The sequence below is a fragment of the Sphingomonas sp. C3-2 genome, from assembly GCF_033025475.1.
In the GTDB taxonomy this organism is placed as follows: domain Bacteria; phylum Pseudomonadota; class Alphaproteobacteria; order Sphingomonadales; family Sphingomonadaceae; genus Sphingobium_A.
This window is the reverse complement of the sequence record NZ_CP130322.1, coordinates 2,296,435-2,313,214: the sequence shown is the minus strand read 5'-3', so window position 1 is coordinate 2,313,214 and position 16,780 is coordinate 2,296,435. Positions and strand designations below refer to the sequence as shown.

Sequence of the window (16,780 nt, the reverse complement as noted above, 5' to 3'; positions counted from 1 at the left end):
CGCTGCCGAATATGGTCTAGGCCCGTTTCCGGGCATTGCGCTGGCACGCCTATGCATTGGAAACGTGGCGAAAGCAAGGCGCGGCGGCACGCGATGACCGGTGGACACTTGATCCGGAGACGCTTTCCCCCCAAATGCGCAGCATGCTTATCGAGACCGAAGTCACGCCCAACCCGGCAACGCTCAAATTCCTTCCTGGCCGCCGCGTCATGGACGCGGGCACGCGCGATTTTGCCACGCCCGAAGAGGCGGAAGTATCGCCGCTGGCCGATGCCCTGTTCTCGCTCGGCGATGTCGAAGGCGTGTTCTTCGGGAGCGAATTCATTTCCGTCACCGCCGCGCCCGGCGTGAACTGGTCCGATCTCAAACCGCAGGTCCTGGGCGTTCTGCTCGACCATTTCTCGGCCGAAATGCCGCTTTTCCGCCCCGGTTCAGCGGCCGGAATCAGCGTGCCTGCGGCTGAAGACGAATTTGCCGACGACCCCGCCGACGCAGAGATCATCGCACAGATCAAGGAGCTGATTGAAACGCGGGTACGCCCTGCCGTCGCCAATGACGGCGGAGACATTGTCTATCGCGGCTTCGACAAGGGGACGGTCTATCTGCGCATGCACGGCGCGTGCGCTGGCTGCCCTTCTTCCACCGCCACGCTCAAGCACGGCATCGAATCGCTTCTCAAACATTATGTGCCGGAAGTGACCGAAGTACGCGCCATTTGAATTTGCACACATTCAATCAAGGGTAGGTAATGGCTTCCGGACCACTTTCGCCCGAAGGGCTCGACACGATCTTTCGCACTGGCCGCAGCTATAACGGCTATCTCGACAAGCCGGTGTCCGAGGCGCAGCTTCGTGAAATCTGGGATCTCATGAAAATGGGACCGACCTCGGCCAACACCCTTCCCGCACGGTTGGTCTGGTGCGTATCGCCCGAAGCCAAGGAGAAGCTAGCGAATTGCGCAACGGGCACCAACCCGGACAAGATTCGTAAGGCCCCAGTGAGCGTCATCATCGGGATGGATGAGGACTATCACGAGCATTTGCCCGAGCTTTTTCCGCACGCGCCCGACGCGAAGAATTGGTTTTCCGATCCGGCGCTTCGTAAGACCCATGCGCTGCGCAACAGTTCGCTTCAGGGCGGCTATTTCATCCTCGCCGCGCGCGCGATCGGCCTCGATACCGGCCCGATGTCGGGTTTTGACGCAGCCGCCGTCGAAGCCGAATTCCTTGCAGACACGCCCACGGTGAAGGCCAACTTCATCTCCACATTGGGTTATGGCGACCCCGCTACCATTTTCGGTCGGCTGCCCCGCCCCGATTTTGAAAAGTTCAACAGGATCGTCTGACCGTTGCGCCAACTGGTCATCGAAACCGCGACGACAGCCTGTTCGGTTGCCCTGTTCGATCAGGGCAGTCTTTTGGCCGAGCATCATGTCGACGTTGGGCGCGGACATGCCGAACGACTGATTCCGATGATTGCGGACCTGCCCGGCCGTGGCCGAGCAGACGAGATCATCGTCGATTGCGGCCCCGGCAGCTTTACCGGTGTTCGCGTGGGGCTCGCCGCAGCGCGCGGCCTTGGTCTTGGCTGGGGCGTACCCGTGTTCGGTTTTTCGTCGCTCGCCCTGCTCGCGGCTTCGATCGAGCGCACCGATGAACATTCTCTTGCCGTTGCCATTCATGGGGGGCATGGTCAGCTATTCATTCAGCGTTTCGAGCATGCACCGATGCAACCCGTTTCGGAACTAGCCTCGCTTCTGCCCGACGCGGCAGCCCATGCGCTGTCCGATGATCTGGTGGTTGGCAATGCAGGCGACGACCTCGTGGCGTTGCGGGGATTTGGCACGGCCGTCGATATTGCGCTTCGTGCATCGAACGCATTGCGCCTGCCCCTCCCGCTGCGCCAGCTTCCGCCACATCCCATTTACGGCCGGGCGCCCGACGCCAAGCCCCAGAAATGACGGCAGGAAGCTGCACCTCCCGGATCGTGCTCCATCGCACCGATGCTGCAGCGATCGGCCCCGTCATGGAGATCATGCAGGCAGCATTCGATCCCGTTTACGGCGAAGCCTGGAATCTCGCCCAATGCTCGGCAATTCTGGGTAGCGCCGGGGTGTGGCTGCTTTACGCCACGTTGGACGACAAACCGGCCGGCTTCGCGCTCACGCGCGCGATTGCAGGTGAAGCGGAGTTGCTCCTCATCGCGGTGCATCCGTCCGCCCAAGGATCAGGCATCGGAAAAGCGCTGCTCGCAGGCGTTGTCGAAGAATGCCAACGGCAACATGTGGACACGATTTTCCTCGAAGTGCGCGCATGCAACACCGCCGTCCATCTTTACGACCACGCCGGGTTTCGCAAGGTTGGCGAACGCAGGAACTACTATCAGGGCACCGATGGTAAGTTTTTCGACGCCCATACTTACAGCCTCAAGTTGACGTGATCTGATTTCACAACAATTTATTGCAAGATTATCGACACGGGTTCATAATGCTTCGGTCAGTGCAGCAAATGCACGACTCCCCCCTTCGTGTTGATAGCGAGAACAATAAAATGAACGACCATAACGAGCTGTCGGAGACTCTGATCACGCTCACGGCAGACATTGTTGCTGCACATGTCAGCAACAACAGCGTTGCCGTTTCTGATCTGCCAGTACTGATTCAGAACGTCCACAACGCGCTCGCCGGCCTTGGCGGCGTCGAGGAAGAGCCCGAAGTCCGTCAGGAACCGGCCGTGTCGGTCCGCGCCTCAGTGAAGCCCGACTATATCGTCTGCCTTGAGGACGGTAAAAAGCTCAAGATGCTCAAGCGGCACCTGATGACGCATTATCAGATGACCCCGGAACAGTATCGCACCAAGTGGAATCTTCCTGCAGACTATCCGATGGTTGCGCCCAACTATGCCGAACAACGCCGCACCCTGGCGAAGAAGATCGGCCTCGGCACCAAGCGCCGCAAGCGCTGAGAGCTGGCATGGATACCGGGGCAGCACCTGCCGCCCCGGCTTCCCCCCACCCTCAAAAGCGGCTAGGCTGCCTGCGCACATTGTTTGAAGTGTAGGTATTTTTTCGAGTGAGAGCGCAGTTATCATGAGCCGCAAGATCGACGTTGAAGCCCTGTGTCATGAGAACGGCCTTCGGATTACCGAGCAGCGCCGCGTCATCGCGCGCGTGCTTTCGGAGGCAGAAGACCATCCGGACGTGGAGAAGCTGCATGAGCGCGCCGCGGCCATCGATCCGGGCATTTCGATCGCCACGGTATATCGCACCGTGCGCCTGTTCGAAGAAGCGGGCATCCTCGAACGCCATGACTTTGGTGACGGCCGTGCACGCTATGAAGCCGCGCCCGAAGCGCATCACGATCATCTGATCGACGTCGAAACCGGAAATGTGATCGAATTCGTCGATCCCGAACTCGAAGCCCTGCAGCGTCAAATTGCCGAGCGCCTCGGCTTCCGTCTCGTCGACCACCGCATGGAGCTCTATGGCGTCGCGCTCGATCGCAAGAGCTGAACGGCTTAATTTCCGTGCAGCAACGCGCATTGCGGCGATGGCTGCAGCGCTTGTCCCCTGCCTCCCGCTGCATGCCATGTGGCGGGTTGCAGGGCGAAGATCACCTTGGCCGTCGATCTACCTCGGACTGGCGGGCCGCGCGGCCGGCCTTCGCGTCCGCGTAACCGGCCAGCCACTGCGCCAGTCGGTATTGCTGACGCCGAACCATATCAGTTGGCTCGACATCCTGGCGCTCGGAGGTGCCGGACGCTCCGCGTTCGTGTCGAAGGCGGAGGTCCGCAGCTGGGGCGTGATCGGCTGGCTCGCCGGCCTCAACAATACCGTCTATGTCGAGCGAGAGGATCGCCGCGCGGTTCAGGGGCAGGCCTCTGCCCTTTCCAGCGCGCTCCGTCACGGCAAACCGATAGCCCTTTTCCCTGAAGGAACGACCGGAAACGGCTTTTCCATGCTCCCTTTTCGAGCATCCCTCTTTGCAGCCGTAAGCCCGCCGCCTGAGGGCGTGCGCGTTCAACCGGTTGCGCTCGATTACGGCGCCATGGCCCCTGAAATCGCATGGACGGACAGCGAATCGGCGGCTGCCAATGCCGTACGAATCCTCAACCGCAAAGGCAGCATTGCGCTCACCATCCATTTTCTTGACCCGCTGGAGCATGAAAATCTGGGCGATCGCAAACGGATCGCCGCAGAAAGTCACGCCCGCGTTCACGCCACGCTCAACGCTAGCTTCACGCCCAACGCTGCATCGCATATAGCGCTTGGGAAATGACTCGTACCACGCCCAAAACCTATCAGGTCAAATCCTTCGGTTGCCAGATGAACGTCTATGACGGCGACCGCATGTCTGAAATGCTTTCCGCCGAAGGCATGCGCCCCGCCAGCGATGGCGAGGCGCCCGATATCGTCGTGCTCAACACCTGCCACATCCGTGAACGGGCCGCTGAACGGGTCTATTCGGACATCGGCCGCCTTGCGAAGCCCGAGACCGGCGAACGGCCAATGATCGCGGTAGCCGGCTGCGTTGCGCAGGCGGAAGGCGGCGAAATCGTGCGGCGCGCGCGCGACGTCGACATCGTGGTCGGCCCGCAGGCCTATCACCGCCTGCCCGAGCTCGTGGCAAAGGCCGCGCGCGGTGAAAACGCGCTCGACACCGACATGCCGCTCAACTCGAAATTCGACGTGCTGCCCCAGCGCGCGCGCAACCAGCGGCCCTCGGCCTTCCTCACCGTTCAGGAAGGCTGCGACAAATTCTGCACCTATTGCGTCGTTCCCTATACGCGCGGCGCAGAAATTTCGCGCCCCTGGGCCGCGATCGTCGATGAGGCGAAAGCGCTGGTCGACGGCGGCGCACGCGAAATCACGCTGCTCGGGCAGAATGTGAATGCATGGACCGGCGAGGACGACAAGGGCCAGATGCAAGGTCTGGATGGCCTGATCCGCGCGCTCGACAAGCTCCCTGGCCTTGCGCGCATCCGCTATATGACCAGCCACCCCAACGACATGACCGAGGGGCTGATTGCGGCGCACGGCGATGTGGAAAAGCTCATGCCCTTCCTCCATCTGCCGGTTCAGGCGGGTAGCGACCCGATATTGAAGGCGATGAACCGCAGCCACACGGCATCGAGCTATTTGCGGCTTATCGAACGCGTCCGTGCGGTACGGCCCGATATCGCGGTGTCGGGAGACTTCATCGTCGGCTTCCCCGGTGAAAGCGACGCCGATTTCGAGGCGACGCTCCAGATCGTCCGCGACGTCGACTATGCGATGGCCTATTCGTTCAAATATTCGCCGCGCCCGGGAACGCCAGCCGCCAGCATGGACGGGCAGATATCAGCGGATGTCATGGACGCGCGCCTGAAGGCGCTACAGGAGCTGCTCAACGAGCAGCAACACCGCTTCAACCTGGCAACCATTGGACGGCGCACGCAGGTTCTGCTCGAACGGAACGGCAAGCTGCCCGGCCAGCTTATCGGCAAGTCGCCCTGGCTCCAGTCGATCCACGTGATCGCCGATGGTGCCCGGATCGGCGACATGTACGATGTCGAAATCAGCGCGGCGGGCCCCAACAGCCTCACTGGAACGCCGCTCGGCGCGCTGGAGTTTGCATGACCCTCCAACCGAAAGGTCTTTGATGTCGCGAAAGCCCGAACAGGCGCAACCCGGGCAAAAGGCCCGACTGGAAATCCTTTTCGACAAGCCCCAGCTTCTGGGCAAACTGTTCGGTGAATTTGATCGCAACCTTGTCGCGATAGAAAATCGCCTCGGCGTCTATATCGCGGCCCGTGGCAACCGCATCCAGATCGAGGGTGAAGCCGAGGCGACGGCGCGCGCGCGCGACGTTCTTTCCGGGCTCTATAACCGCATCGCGCATGGGCAGGATATCGACACCGGTTCGCTAGAGGCGGTGATCGCGATGTCCGCCGAGCCCACGCTCGACGGCATCATCCGCGCCGACGTATCGCAGCCGCCCGAAGTGATGATCCGCACGCGCAAGAAGACGATCGTCCCGCGATCCGCCGGGCAGTCAGTCTATATGCGCTCGCTTGCCAGCGACGACATCATCTTCGCGCTGGGGCCGGCAGGGACGGGCAAGACCTATCTCGCCGTCGCGCAAGCCGTAAGCCAGTTGATCACCGGCTCGGTCGACCGGCTCATCCTTTCGCGCCCGGCCGTGGAAGCGGGCGAAAAGCTCGGCTTCCTGCCCGGCGACATGAAGGAAAAGGTCGATCCCTATCTGCGCCCGCTTTATGATGCGCTGCACGACTGCCTGCCCGCCGAACAGGTGGAGCGTCGGATCGCCTCGGGCGAAATCGAGATCGCGCCGATCGCTTTCATGCGCGGGCGTACGCTCGCCAACGCCTTCATCATCCTCGACGAGGCGCAGAATACCACGCCCGCCCAGATGAAGATGTTCCTCACCCGCTTTGGTGAAGGCAGCCGCATGGTCATCTGCGGCGATCCAAAGCAGGTCGATCTGCCCGATCCCGGCAAATCCGGCCTTGCCGATGCCGTCAACAAGCTCGACGGGGTCGAGGGGATCAATGTCGTCCACTTCACCGTGGCCGATGTCGTCCGCCATCCCATTGTAGGCCGTATCGTCGAGGCCTATGAGGGCCGCCATGCTTGACGTTGCCGTTCAGATCGAGGCCGGTTGGCCCAATGACGTTAATTGGGAAGAACTCGCCGCGCGCGCGGTTACCTCGGCGCTTGAGCACAGCCCCTATGCCGAATGGCTTGGCCGCAACCTCAGCATCGAGGTTGCGGTTCGCCTGACCGATGATGACGAGGTGCACGACCTCAACCATCATTACCGCGGCAAGGACAAGCCGACCAACGTCCTCAGTTTTCCGATGGTGCAACCCGATCTGCTCGAAGCGCTTGCCAATACTGATGACGGCGAAGTGCTTCTGGGCGATATCGTTCTTGCGCTTGGCGTATGCACGCATGAAGCCGAAGAAAAGCAGATAAGCGTATCCGACCATGCAACGCATCTGATTGTTCATGGCACTTTCCATTTGCTAGGCTATGACCATCAGACGGACAGCGAGGCCGAAACGATGGAAGCGCTTGAAATCAAGGCGCTGGGATCGATCGGAATCGATGACCCATATGACGACAACAAGGACTGACCAGGAAAGACATGCCTGACGATTCCAGTAGCGGCGACAGTAGCGGCCGATTGTGGCGCGGCCTGAGAAGCCTGCTTTTTGGTGACGACAACGAACTGACGCTGCGCGATCAGATCGAAGAAGCGATTGAGGAACATGAGGGCGACGCCGATGCGCCCTCCAACGGCGACCTCTCCCGGGTCGAACGGCAGATGCTCAAGAATCTGCTGCATTTCGGCGAACGGGACGCCGGCGACATTGCGGTGCCCCGCGCCGACATCATCGCCATTCCCGAAACGGCAAGTTTTCGCGAGCTAACCGCGCTGTTCATCGAGGCTGGCCATAGCCGCCTGCCCGTTTACCGCGACACACTCGATGAAATCATCGGCATGATCCACATCAAGGATGTGTTCGCGACCCTCGCCGAAGGCCGGGACGAGCCTGCCGACCTGAGCGGATTACTGCGCCAGCCGCGCTACGTGCCCCAATCGATGGGCGTGCTCGATCTTTTGGCAGAAATGCGTGCGACACGGACGCATCTTGCCGTGGTGCTCGACGAATATTCTGGCACCGATGGCATCGTGACGATCGAAGATCTGGTCGAGGAGATTGTCGGCGAGATCGAGGATGAACATGACGACGAACCCGAGGTTCTGCTCGTTCCGCTCGAGGACGGTATCTGGGACGCAGACGCCCGCGCCGAACTGGAAGATGTGGGCGAAGCCGTCGACCCGCGCCTTGCCGAGGTGGAGGAGGATGTCGACACGCTGGGCGGCCTTGCCTTCGTGCTTGCCGGCCATGTTCCCCAGCCGGGAGAAACCGTGTGTCACCCCAGCGGCTGGACACTGGAAATAACCGCTGGCGATCAGCGCCGCGTGACCCATTTGCGGCTGCACCCGCCAAGCCGCACCGCCGAGAGCGAATAACGCCAAGGGCAGATTAGCCTGTCGCGTGGGCCGGTTACGCTTGACCGGACCACGCGCGGGCATATGGTCGCCGCATGAAAAAGCCGATCATCATCATCACGCTCGTGCTGCTCGCGGTTTTCGCAGGCGCCATCTATTTTGTCGGCAAGGGCGAGCCCGCACAATTGTCGGTGGAAGCCGTTACCGGCGCGAAGCCCGAAATTTCGGTGCCCAATCGGGAACGCTTCCCGCTGGTGAACATCGCCAAGCCCGTGGGCTGGGAACAGGGCGCGATGCCCACCCCCGCCAAGGGGCTGACGGTCAATGCCTTTGCCGACAAGCTCGATCATCCGCGCTGGATGTATCTGCTGCCCAATGGCGATGTGCTCGTTGCCGAAACCAATTCGCCGCCGCGCGTGAAGGACGGCATCACCGATTGGGTGATGGGTGTGCTGATGGGCCGGGCCGGTGCCGGTTCCAGTTCCGCCAACCGCATCACGCTGCTGCGTGACAGCAATGGCGATGGCGTTGCCGACCAGCGTTCGGTTTTCCTGCAGGGCCTCAACTCACCCTTTGGCATGGCGCTGATCGGCGAGACGCTTTACGTGGCCAACACCGACGCCGTGCTGGCCTTTCCGTACAAGGAAGGCGAAACCAGCATCGCGGCCAAGGGCACCAAGATCGTCGACCTGCCGGGTGGCTATAATCACTGGACCCGCAATCTGCTCCCCACCGAAGATGGCAAACGCCTCTATGTGACGGTCGGGTCTGCCAGCAATATCGGCGAGCGCGGGATGGACAAGGAAGTGAACCGCGCTGCGGTGCTTGAGGTCGATCCCGCGAAAAAGAGCTTCCGCATCTTCGCAACCGGCCTGCGCAACCCCAATGGCCTTGCCTATGAACCCGTATCGGGCGCGCTGTGGACCACAGTGAACGAGCGCGACATGCTGGGCGGCGATCTCGTTCCCGATTATATGACGCGCGTCGAATTCGGTGCCGACTATGGCTGGCCCAACAGCTATTGGGGTGGGTATGAGGACCTTCGCGTCGAGCCGCGCCGTCCCGACCGGCTCGAATATGTGAAACGCCCCGATTATGCGCTTGGACCGCATGTCGCTGCATTGGGCCTAGCCTTTGCCGATGGCGTCAATCTGGGCCCTGATTACGCCAATGGCGCGTTCATCGGATTACACGGTTCGTGGAACCGCAAGCCGCTGTCGGGGTACAAGGTCGTCTATGTGCCCTTCGGCAAGACCGGTTATCCGCTTACCGACGCAAAGCCGCAGGATTTTCTGACCGGCTTCCTCGACGCCGACGGCAAGGCGCGCGGACGCCCGGTCGGCGTCATCGCCGATCGGACGGGTGGCCTGCTCGTCGCGGATGATGTCGGCAACGCCATCTGGCGGGTGAGCCAGCCGCGCACAGCACCGCCAGCGGCACCGGCAAAATGATAGAAAGGGGTGGCCTCGCCACCCCTTTTTTTAGGGACGCGCCATTTCCAGGCAGGCCTCAAACTCCAGTTCGGAGCGCTCATCATTGGCGCGCGTGACATCAACTTCGGCCAGTTCGCGCGCCGCGCCCATTTCCGCGTCGGTCTGCGGGCCGCTTTTCCCCGAAGCGCGCAGCGCTTCGCGCGCGCGGTGATCGAGGACCGAAGCGATGGTCTGCAGATCGCGCGCGGCCGTGGTCTTGTGATCGGCCATGGGAATCGAACCATAGGCTATGGCCGACAAGGCCGCGCAGCGTGGCAGCGATGGCGGCGGCGGAACCGGAATCTCACGATCGAGCATCGCGACGCACGCCTGAACCTGCGCCTCGGGAAGATCGCGCATAGCACCACCCTGCTTCGCAGCATTTTGCTGGGTAGCGACCGCCGCAAGGATCGCGTCGCGCACCGCTTCGCGCGTTTGCCCCTTTGCGACCAACCGATCCCCCACATGCTGTGCAAACATGGCGCCGCGCGTCGACAGACGCGGCAGGTTGCGCGCGGCCGTGCCGCCGCGTTCCTGATCGGATGCCAGTATCGCGAGCGTCGCAACGCACGCGATTTCCGTTTTTTCCTGCTCCGAAGAAGAAACCGGTGCGGCATGGGCCGGCAGCGCATGCGTGCCCAATGCCAGTGCCAACACCATGAACGATATCGATTTATTCACCACGCGGCCCCAATGCTTTCACACGATAACAGGATTTGAGATCGAGACTGGTCTCGTCGACATTGCGCGCATGCATTTCGCCGTGCAGCACGGCAATTTCGCGGCTGATCGCGCTATCCGCCGCCACCTCCGCATCTGTCTGGCGCGTCTCGGCAATCACGATGCGGCGGAGCGCGGCGGTATCTTCGCGAAATGCCTTGGTCATCGCGGGATCGCCGCTTTTGCGTTCAAGCGCCTCAAGCGTGATCGCGAACATCGCGGTGCAGCGGACAGCGCTTGGAAGGGGTGCGGATGCGGGTGCGGCAGTGCCCTGCGACAATGCGGCAGTGCCCCATAAAAGCGCCATGGACCAGAATAGCGCCAACCGCTGATACTCCAACATGCCGGAAAATCCCGGGCCTGCTGTGTGCCATGCCGGACGATCCTTGAAAACACCCGAATTCCACGCAATAGCGTTCCCGTGCTGCGTTCTCCGCTCCTTATCGCCCTTGTCGCCGGCCTCGTCTCCGCCACCGGCTTCGCACCACTCGGTCTTTGGCCGCTTCTTCTCATCAGTCTCGCGGTTTTGGCCCATCTGGTCTTTCGCGCGGGCAGCATGAAGGCGGCCCTTGGGCTGGGCTGGGCCTTTGGTGTCGGGCATTTCACGACCGGGCTCAACTGGATCGCGCATGCCTTCACCTTTCAGGACGCGATGCCGCACTGGTTCGGTTATGGCGCGGTGATTCTGCTGTCGCTGTACCTTGCCATCTATCCGGCGATGGCGGCAGGCCTGGCATGGCGATGGGGACGAAGCAGCCCGACGACGTTCAGCCTGATCTTCGGCGCGGCCTGGATCGTCACCGAATGGCTGCGCGCAACGATGTTCACGGGCTTTGCGTGGAATCCGCTTGGCGTGGTCTGGGTCGATATTCCAGCGGCGGCGAAACTGGCCGCGCTGGTGGGCACCTATGGCCTGTCCGGCCTCACCGCGCTGCTGGCCGCAGCGCTGGCCGCGCCGCGCGTGCGGGGCAATATCGCCATCCTTATTGCGCTGCCCCTGCTCGCGCTCGGCGCATTCTTCGCCCCGACCTCTCGGCCAACCCATGACGGGGGCGCGCGCATCCGCGTGGTCCAGCCCAATATCGGGCAGCAGGACAAGCATGTTGCGACGCTCGACCGCCTGAACAACGCCAAGCTTGCCGCGCTTTCCGGCCATCCCGGCGCCCGGCCCCGCCTCATTTTCTGGCCCGAGGCGGCGGTTCCCGAATTTCTGGAGGAGGAGCGCTGGGTGCGCGAGCGGCTGGCCAAGCTGCTTGGCCCCAAGGACCTGCTCCTCACCGGGGGGCTCGCGCTGATCGCGGGCAACGACGGCAAGGTGATCGGTGCGCGCAACAGCCTGTTCGTCCTTGATTCCGAGGCCCAATTGCTGGGGCGGTACGACAAGGCGCATCTTGTGCCTTACGGCGAATATCTGCCGATGCGACCGCTGCTCTCGGCCATCGGATTCTCCCGCCTTGTGCCGGGCGATATCGATTTCTGGTCCGGCCCGGGGCCGCAGACGCTGAATCTGGACGGTTTCGGCGCGATGGGCGTGCAGATCTGTTACGAAATCATCTTTTCGGGACAAGTCGTCGACCGCGCCAACCGCCCCGATTTCCTGTTCAACCCTTCGAACGACGCCTGGTTCGGTGCCTGGGGGCCGCCCCAGCATCTGGCGCAGGCCCGCCTGCGCGCAGTGGAGGAGGCGATGCCGGTCATCCGGTCTACCCCCACCGGTATTTCGGCGGTGATCGATGCGGAAGGTCGGCTGCTCGCCAGCCTCCCCCATATGACCGCTGGCGCGCTGGAAACCGCGATGCCGCCGCCGCACAACCCCACGCCTTTCGCGCGGCTGGGACAAATCCTGCCTTTTGCGCTTGCAATGATTCTTGCCGGGCTCGGCGTTGCCTTGGGGCGCCGTCGCCGCTAATAGGCGGACATAAAGTTTTCCTTATGTCCATGAGGGCAAGTGCAATGCGCAGCGACTATCTCTTCACCTCCGAATCGGTTTCCGAAGGCCATCCCGATAAGGTTGCCGACCAGATTTCGGACGCCGTCGTCGATCTTTTCCTTGGCCGCGACCCGGAAGCGCGCGTCGCCTGCGAAACGCTCGTCACCACCAACCGCATCGTTCTGGCCGGTGAAGTCCGCTGCCGGGAAGATGTGACGCCGACCATCGACGAGATCGAAAGCGTCGCGCGCGAAACGGTGAAGCGGATCGGTTACGAGCAGCACGGTTTCCACTGGCAATATGCCGATTTCGCCTGCCACCTGCACGGCCAGTCGGCGCATATCGCCATGGGTGTCGATGAAAGCGGCAACAAGGACGAAGGTGCGGGCGACCAGGGCATCATGTTCGGTTTCGCCTGCGACGAAACCCCCGAACTGATGCCGGCGACGCTCTATTACTCGCACCGCATCCTCGAGCGTATGGCGCATGACCGCCACAACAAGGTGGTCGATTTCCTTGAGCCCGATGCCAAGAGTCAGGTCACGCTCGCGTTCGAAAATGGCCGTCCCGTGCGCGCGACCGCGCTTGTGGTATCGACCCAGCATGCCAAGGGCACCGATCAGGGCCTGCTGCGCGATTACGCCAAGTCGGTAATGAACGACGTGCTGCCGCAGGGCTGGATGCCCAATGACGATTCGGCGATCTATGTGAACCCGACCGGCCTGTTCGAAATCGGCGGCCCGGACGGCGACGCCGGCCTGACCGGCCGCAAGATCATCGTCGACACCTATGGCGGCGCAGCACCGCATGGCGGCGGCGCGTTTTCGGGCAAGGACCCGACCAAGGTCGACCGTTCGGCAGCCTATGTCTCGCGCTATCTTGCCAAGAACGTCGTGGCAGCCGGCCTTGCCAAGAAGTGCACGATCCAGCTCAGCTACGCCATCGGCATCGCCGAGCCGCTGTCGCTTTACGTCGACACGCACGGCACCGGCACCGTCGACGAAGCGCGCCTTGAAGCGATCTTGCCGCAGCTTGTGCGCCTGACGCCCAAGGGCATTCGTACCCATCTGGGTCTCAACAAGGCGATCTATGTGCCCACCGCTGCCTATGGCCATTTCGGTCGCAAGGCCGAAGGCGATTTCTTCACCTGGGAAAAGACCGATCTGGTCGACGCGCTGAAGCAGGCGATCTGAACCAGATGCCGGGGCGCACGCGAAAGCGTTCGTTTCCGTGAAGCAACATGATAAGGCTCGGGCGAATTCTCATCGTCCGAGCCTTTTTCCTATGATCAGACTGTCTTTCATCGCCCTGCTTGCCGCATGTCCTTCCACCGCCATGGCGGCTGGGGCGACGCTTTCGCCCGAGGACCAAGCCGCTGCATATAGCGCCGCCGGATTTGAGTTGCAGGACGGCCAGTGGCGCGCTTGCGACGACCCCGGCACCGCCAGCTATACGCCCGGCGCGATCGAGGTGGCGGACGACCTCAACGGCGACGGTGCGCCCGACGCGCTGATCACCGAAGGCGGCAGCTTCTGCTTCGGCAATACGGGCCAGGGCTTTTCGCTGGTCAGCAAACAGGCCGATGGTGGCTGGAAAATGATGGCGAGCGGGACGGGAATCGTCCGTTTCCTCACCAGCAAAGGACAGGACGGATGGCCCGACATCGAGGTGGGCGGCCCCGGTTTCTGTTTTCCGGTGCTGCGCTGGAACGGCACGGAGTACCGCCTCAACCGCCACGAATATCAGGACAAGCCCTGCAAGCACGCTTTCTGAAGAAGACAGCCTGTATGATGGGGGGCACGCACAGTCTGGCCTCCCGCCATCAGTTGCGCTAGGCGGCGCGCATGAACGATCCCGCAACCATTCGCCGTCTTTATGGTCGTGCCAAGGGGCACAAGCTTCGTCAGGGGCAGGCCCAGCTTCTCGAAGACCTGCTGCCGCAGATCAGCGTGCCCGCCGAAGGCCCGGTGACGCCCGAAGCGCTGTTCGGCGATGATCGGCCGCTTCATTTCGAAATCGGCTTCGGGTCGGGCGAGCACCTCGCCTACCGCGCCGATCTTCTCCCCGACCACGGCTTTATCGGCTGCGAACCGTTCATCAACGGCGTGGTCGGCGCGCTGTTGCACATTCGCGACAAGCATCTGCCCAATGTCCGGCTGCACAATGGCGATGCGCTCGACGTGCTGGAACGCGTGCCGGACCAGAGCCTGCGCTTCGTCTATCTGCTCCACCCCGACCCCTGGCCCAAGGCGCGCCACGCCAAGCGCCGCATGGTCAATCACGGCCCGATGGACCTGATCGCGCGCAAGCTGCAGGTGGGCGGCGAGTTTCGTCTGGGCACCGACGACCCGACCTATTGCCAATGGTCGATGATGGTCATGAACCAGCGCCGCGATTTCCGCTGGCTCGCGGAAAAGCCCGAAGATTTCCTGAAGCGCCCCGGCGGCTGGCCGCAGACGCGCTATGAAGCCAAGGCGCGCCGCAAGGGCCATGAGGTCTGGTATTTCCGCTACCAGCGCGTCGAAGCCGACTGACGCTTATTTGAGCGCGGCCAGTTCGGGCGAACCCTCTGCGCAGCGCGCGCGGGTGGCAGCATCCGCCGTGCCGCGCGCAGGCGCGGCATAAGGCGGAATATCGATCGGCTGACCGATCGCCCGGCGCGCGAATATGTCGGGGCGGTAGCCTGCGCAGGCGGTGAACAGATCGAGCATCGTAGGCGGGGTTTCATACGCTTCGAACGACAGGCGGAAGGTTCCCCAGTGGATGGGGATGCCATAGCCTGCATCCAGCCCGCGAAACACGTCCACCGCCTCGCGCGGGCCGATATGGCTGCCTGTCATCATCTGCCCCGGCGCGAAGCGGAACGCGCCGATCGGCAGGATGGCGAGACGCACGGGCCCGAGCCGGGCCGCCTCTTCGGGCCATTTCATGTCACCCGGACCGGTATCGCCGGCAAAGAAGATGTTGCCTGCGGGCGTGGTGATCGTGAAGCTCGACCACAAGGCGCGGTTGCGATCGGTGCCCCAGCGCGATCCCCAATGATGGTTGCGCGTCACCACGACATCGACGCCGGGCTTTACCGATATCCGCGTCCCCCAATCGACCGCTTTTGACGGCACATCGATGACGGCATCATTGCCGAGGCTGGTCAGGATCATCGGGCGATCGCGTTCCCACAACCGGCGAAGCGTGGGCACATCGAGATGATCGTAATGATTGTGGCTGACGAGGATGAGATCGATTTTGGGAAGATCCTCGAACCGGATGCCGGGGGCGGTGACCCGCGCGGGGCCGGCGAGGTTGAACGGGCCGGCAATCTCGCTCCAGATCGGATCGGTCAGGATGTTGAGCCCCTGCGTCTGCACCAGCACGGTGGCATGGCCCACCCATGTCGCGCGCAGGACATCCCCCTCCACCCGCGCCGCCGGACGCGTCTGGGTGACGGGCACCGAAACGGGCCAGTCGGGGCGTTCGTTGCGCCCCAAGATCCACCGGGTCATGAAGCCGCCACGGCTTTTGCCCGTGGGCGGCGCGAGCGTATCCTCCCCATCCGGGTTGAAGAAACGGGCGCCGTCGAAATGCGCGCTGACGGGCCCGGTATAATAGATCCGGTCGAGAAAGGGCGGCAGGACGATGATCGCGAGACACAGCGCGACGAGCGCGAACAGCAGCCCGGTTCCGAGAAACTTGAAGACTTTTGCGATCACGCGTGCACCCGCTACCCGACAGACAATGCGCCGAGAGATACCCTCGCTTGCCATATCCGCAAGCCCTGCACGGTTGACGCATGAAGCGCGGATTGACTAGCAGGCGCTGCATGACGGACATTTTCCGCGCCCTTGCCGATGAAAGCCGGCGCAAGCTGCTCGACAAGCTTGTCGCCCGCAACGGTCAGACGCTGCAGCAGCTGTGCGACGATCTGCCGATGACGCGCCAGGCCGTATCAAAGCATCTCGCGATTCTGGAACAGGTGAATCTTGTTGCCGTGCACCGGCGCGGGCGCGAGAAGCACCATTATCTGAACCCCGTGCCGCTGGCCAAGCTGGTGCGGCGCTGGATCGGCCAGTTCGAGGACATGTCGCTCGACCTGCTTCATGACGGCACCGCGCCCATCGAGAAGCTGCCGCCCGAACGCCGGATGCGCCCGCGCGCGGGCGCGAAGAAAGCAGCGCCAAAAGTTGACGAACACGCCCCCGCTTCCTAACTGGGGCTGAGGAGGAACGACCTCCCCCGATCATGGGCAGCAACGTCCGGGACGACCCGGCTCTTCGCAAGGAGGGCCTGATGGCCTGGATTTTACTCGTTATCGCCGGTTTGCTCGAGGTCGTCTGGGCCTTTTCGATGAAACAGTCGCAGGGCTTTACCCGGCTGATGCCGTCGATCGTCACGCTGGTTACCATGGGGATGAGCTTCGCGCTGCTCTCGATATCGATGAAAACCCTGCCGCTGGGCACCGCCTATACGATCTGGACGGGCATCGGCGCGGTTGGCGCGTTTCTTGTCGGGATCGCGATCCTCGGCGAACAGGCGAGCCTGATGCGGATCATCGCCGCGCTGATGATCGTCGGCGGACTGGTGGTGATGAAGCTTTCGACCAACGGTTAAAGACCGTTGGCGGGACACCCCAAAGCTGCAACA

The 16,780-nt window shown here is 62.6% G+C and carries 21 protein-coding genes; 18 read left to right on the top strand and 3 right to left on the bottom strand.

Going from position 1 to position 16,780, the window contains the following annotated elements:
• Positions 1 to 143 precede the first annotated feature (143 nt).
• The 12 genes from QYC26_RS11145 (at position 144) to QYC26_RS11090 (ending at position 9,471) form a co-directional block, all read left to right on the top strand.
• The gene (locus tag QYC26_RS11145) at positions 144 to 719 is read left to right on the top strand and encodes a NifU family protein (protein WP_317515052.1); all 576 of its coding nucleotides are present in this window, start codon (positions 144 to 146) and stop codon (positions 717 to 719) included.
• Between the two features lie 29 nt (positions 720 to 748).
• Positions 749 to 1,345, top strand: coding sequence for a malonic semialdehyde reductase (locus tag QYC26_RS11140; RefSeq protein WP_317512293.1), 597 nt, complete (start codon positions 749 to 751; stop codon positions 1,343 to 1,345).
• A gap of 3 nt (positions 1,346 to 1,348) precedes the next feature.
• Complete coding sequence (gene tsaB, locus QYC26_RS11135) at positions 1,349 to 1,960, top strand: tRNA (adenosine(37)-N6)-threonylcarbamoyltransferase complex dimerization subunit type 1 TsaB (protein ID WP_317512292.1); 612 nt, start codon at positions 1,349 to 1,351, stop codon at positions 1,958 to 1,960.
• Positions 1,957 to 2,439 carry a ribosomal protein S18-alanine N-acetyltransferase gene (gene rimI, locus QYC26_RS11130; RefSeq protein ID WP_317512291.1) on the top strand — a complete coding sequence of 161 codons (483 nt, stop codon included), beginning with the start codon at positions 1,957 to 1,959 and terminating at the stop codon, positions 2,437 to 2,439. The genes tsaB and rimI overlap by 4 nt, the downstream gene beginning before the upstream one ends.
• A gap of 110 nt (positions 2,440 to 2,549) precedes the next feature.
• Complete coding sequence (locus tag QYC26_RS11125) at positions 2,550 to 2,963, top strand: MucR family transcriptional regulator (RefSeq protein WP_317512290.1); 414 nt, start codon at positions 2,550 to 2,552, stop codon at positions 2,961 to 2,963.
• Positions 2,964 to 3,087: 124 nt separating this feature from the next.
• On the top strand, positions 3,088 to 3,510 hold the full coding sequence (locus tag QYC26_RS11120; protein ID WP_317512289.1) for a Fur family transcriptional regulator: 423 nt from the start codon (positions 3,088 to 3,090) through the stop codon (positions 3,508 to 3,510).
• 37 nt (positions 3,511 to 3,547) lie between these two features.
• Positions 3,548 to 4,276, top strand: coding sequence for a lysophospholipid acyltransferase family protein (locus QYC26_RS11115; RefSeq protein ID WP_317512288.1), 729 nt, complete (start codon positions 3,548 to 3,550; stop codon positions 4,274 to 4,276).
• Entirely contained in the window at positions 4,273 to 5,616 is a 1,344-nt protein-coding gene (miaB, locus tag QYC26_RS11110; RefSeq protein ID WP_317512287.1) for a tRNA (N6-isopentenyl adenosine(37)-C2)-methylthiotransferase MiaB, read from the top strand. Before QYC26_RS11115 ends, miaB begins: the two co-directional genes overlap by 4 nt.
• A 22-nt stretch (positions 5,617 to 5,638) precedes the next feature.
• Positions 5,639 to 6,634, top strand: a complete 996-nt coding sequence (locus tag QYC26_RS11105; RefSeq protein ID WP_317512286.1) for a PhoH family protein — start codon at positions 5,639 to 5,641, stop codon at positions 6,632 to 6,634.
• Positions 6,627 to 7,136, top strand: a complete 510-nt coding sequence (gene ybeY, locus QYC26_RS11100; RefSeq protein ID WP_317512285.1) for an rRNA maturation RNase YbeY — start codon at positions 6,627 to 6,629, stop codon at positions 7,134 to 7,136. The genes QYC26_RS11105 and ybeY overlap by 8 nt, the downstream gene beginning before the upstream one ends.
• A gap of 11 nt (positions 7,137 to 7,147) precedes the next feature.
• Entirely contained in the window at positions 7,148 to 8,041 is an 894-nt protein-coding gene (locus QYC26_RS11095) for a hemolysin family protein (RefSeq protein ID WP_317512284.1), read from the top strand.
• Between the two features lie 74 nt (positions 8,042 to 8,115).
• Complete coding sequence (locus QYC26_RS11090; RefSeq protein ID WP_317512283.1) at positions 8,116 to 9,471, top strand: sorbosone dehydrogenase family protein; 1,356 nt, start codon at positions 8,116 to 8,118, stop codon at positions 9,469 to 9,471.
• A gap of 30 nt (positions 9,472 to 9,501) precedes the next feature.
• Here the strand turns inward: QYC26_RS11090 and QYC26_RS11085 are convergent, their stop codons facing one another.
• Together QYC26_RS11085 and QYC26_RS11080 are read right to left on the bottom strand one after the other, a co-directional pair.
• Positions 9,502 to 10,173 carry a hypothetical protein gene (locus QYC26_RS11085; protein ID WP_317512282.1) on the bottom strand — a complete coding sequence of 224 codons (672 nt, stop codon included), beginning with the start codon at positions 10,171 to 10,173 and terminating at the stop codon, positions 9,502 to 9,504.
• Positions 10,166 to 10,555: a hypothetical protein gene (locus QYC26_RS11080; RefSeq protein WP_317512281.1), complete on the bottom strand. Its 390-nt coding sequence runs from the start codon at positions 10,553 to 10,555 to the stop codon at positions 10,166 to 10,168. Before QYC26_RS11080 ends, QYC26_RS11085 begins: the two co-directional genes overlap by 8 nt.
• Positions 10,556 to 10,633: 78 nt before the next feature.
• Here QYC26_RS11080 and lnt point away from each other — a divergent pair, with 78 nt between their 5' ends.
• From lnt to trmB, 4 genes are all read left to right on the top strand, one after another.
• Positions 10,634 to 12,121, top strand: a complete 1,488-nt coding sequence (gene lnt / locus QYC26_RS11075) for an apolipoprotein N-acyltransferase (RefSeq protein WP_317512280.1) — start codon at positions 10,634 to 10,636, stop codon at positions 12,119 to 12,121.
• 44 nt (positions 12,122 to 12,165) lie between these two features.
• Positions 12,166 to 13,335: a methionine adenosyltransferase gene (gene metK / locus QYC26_RS11070; RefSeq protein WP_317512279.1), complete on the top strand. Its 1,170-nt coding sequence runs from the start codon at positions 12,166 to 12,168 to the stop codon at positions 13,333 to 13,335.
• Between the two features lie 91 nt (positions 13,336 to 13,426).
• Complete coding sequence (locus QYC26_RS11065; RefSeq protein ID WP_317512278.1) at positions 13,427 to 13,915, top strand: hypothetical protein; 489 nt, start codon at positions 13,427 to 13,429, stop codon at positions 13,913 to 13,915.
• A 71-nt stretch (positions 13,916 to 13,986) separates the two neighbouring features.
• On the top strand, positions 13,987 to 14,676 hold the full coding sequence (trmB, locus tag QYC26_RS11060; RefSeq protein WP_317512277.1) for a tRNA (guanine(46)-N(7))-methyltransferase TrmB: 690 nt from the start codon (positions 13,987 to 13,989) through the stop codon (positions 14,674 to 14,676).
• 3 nt (positions 14,677 to 14,679) lie between these two features.
• On the opposite strand, the gene QYC26_RS11055 is transcribed toward trmB, so the two are convergent.
• Positions 14,680 to 15,849, bottom strand: a complete 1,170-nt coding sequence (locus tag QYC26_RS11055) for an MBL fold metallo-hydrolase (protein WP_317512276.1) — start codon at positions 15,847 to 15,849, stop codon at positions 14,680 to 14,682.
• Positions 15,850 to 15,959: 110 nt separating this feature from the next.
• On the opposite strand from QYC26_RS11055, the gene QYC26_RS11050 reads away from it, so the two are divergent.
• Both QYC26_RS11050 and sugE read left to right on the top strand, forming a co-directional pair.
• A complete protein-coding gene (locus QYC26_RS11050; protein WP_317512275.1) occupies positions 15,960 to 16,346 on the top strand; it encodes a metalloregulator ArsR/SmtB family transcription factor in 387 nt (128 codons plus the stop codon).
• An 80-nt stretch (positions 16,347 to 16,426) separates the two neighbouring features.
• On the top strand, positions 16,427 to 16,747 hold the full coding sequence (sugE, locus tag QYC26_RS11045; RefSeq protein WP_317512274.1) for a quaternary ammonium compound efflux SMR transporter SugE: 321 nt from the start codon (positions 16,427 to 16,429) through the stop codon (positions 16,745 to 16,747).
• Positions 16,748 to 16,780: the final 33 nt, after the last annotated feature.

Excerpts from the sequence above, each read along its gene's own strand:
- QYC26_RS11145 (WP_317515052.1), top strand. The coding sequence starts at position 144 with ATGCTTATCGAGACCGAAGTCACGCCCAACCCGGCAACGCTCAAATTC.
- QYC26_RS11140 (WP_317512293.1), top strand. The coding sequence starts at position 749 with ATGGCTTCCGGACCACTTTCGCCCGAAGGGCTCGACACGATCTTTCGC.
- rimI (WP_317512291.1), top strand. The coding sequence starts at position 1,957 with ATGACGGCAGGAAGCTGCACCTCCCGGATCGTGCTCCATCGCACCGAT.
- QYC26_RS11125 (WP_317512290.1), top strand. The coding sequence starts at position 2,550 with ATGAACGACCATAACGAGCTGTCGGAGACTCTGATCACGCTCACGGCA.
- QYC26_RS11120 (WP_317512289.1), top strand. The coding sequence starts at position 3,088 with ATGAGCCGCAAGATCGACGTTGAAGCCCTGTGTCATGAGAACGGCCTT.
- QYC26_RS11115 (WP_317512288.1), top strand. The coding sequence starts at position 3,548 with ATGGCTGCAGCGCTTGTCCCCTGCCTCCCGCTGCATGCCATGTGGCGG.
- miaB (WP_317512287.1), top strand. The coding sequence starts at position 4,273 with ATGACTCGTACCACGCCCAAAACCTATCAGGTCAAATCCTTCGGTTGC.
- QYC26_RS11105 (WP_317512286.1), top strand. The coding sequence starts at position 5,639 with ATGTCGCGAAAGCCCGAACAGGCGCAACCCGGGCAAAAGGCCCGACTG.
- ybeY (WP_317512285.1), top strand. The coding sequence starts at position 6,627 with ATGCTTGACGTTGCCGTTCAGATCGAGGCCGGTTGGCCCAATGACGTT.
- QYC26_RS11095 (WP_317512284.1), top strand. The coding sequence starts at position 7,148 with ATGCCTGACGATTCCAGTAGCGGCGACAGTAGCGGCCGATTGTGGCGC.
- QYC26_RS11090 (WP_317512283.1), top strand. The coding sequence starts at position 8,116 with ATGAAAAAGCCGATCATCATCATCACGCTCGTGCTGCTCGCGGTTTTC.
- QYC26_RS11080 (WP_317512281.1), bottom strand. The coding sequence starts at position 10,555 with ATGTTGGAGTATCAGCGGTTGGCGCTATTCTGGTCCATGGCGCTTTTA.
- metK (WP_317512279.1), top strand. The coding sequence starts at position 12,166 with ATGCGCAGCGACTATCTCTTCACCTCCGAATCGGTTTCCGAAGGCCAT.
- QYC26_RS11065 (WP_317512278.1), top strand. The coding sequence starts at position 13,427 with ATGATCAGACTGTCTTTCATCGCCCTGCTTGCCGCATGTCCTTCCACC.
- trmB (WP_317512277.1), top strand. The coding sequence starts at position 13,987 with ATGAACGATCCCGCAACCATTCGCCGTCTTTATGGTCGTGCCAAGGGG.
- QYC26_RS11050 (WP_317512275.1), top strand. The coding sequence starts at position 15,960 with ATGACGGACATTTTCCGCGCCCTTGCCGATGAAAGCCGGCGCAAGCTG.
- sugE (WP_317512274.1), top strand. The coding sequence starts at position 16,427 with ATGGCCTGGATTTTACTCGTTATCGCCGGTTTGCTCGAGGTCGTCTGG.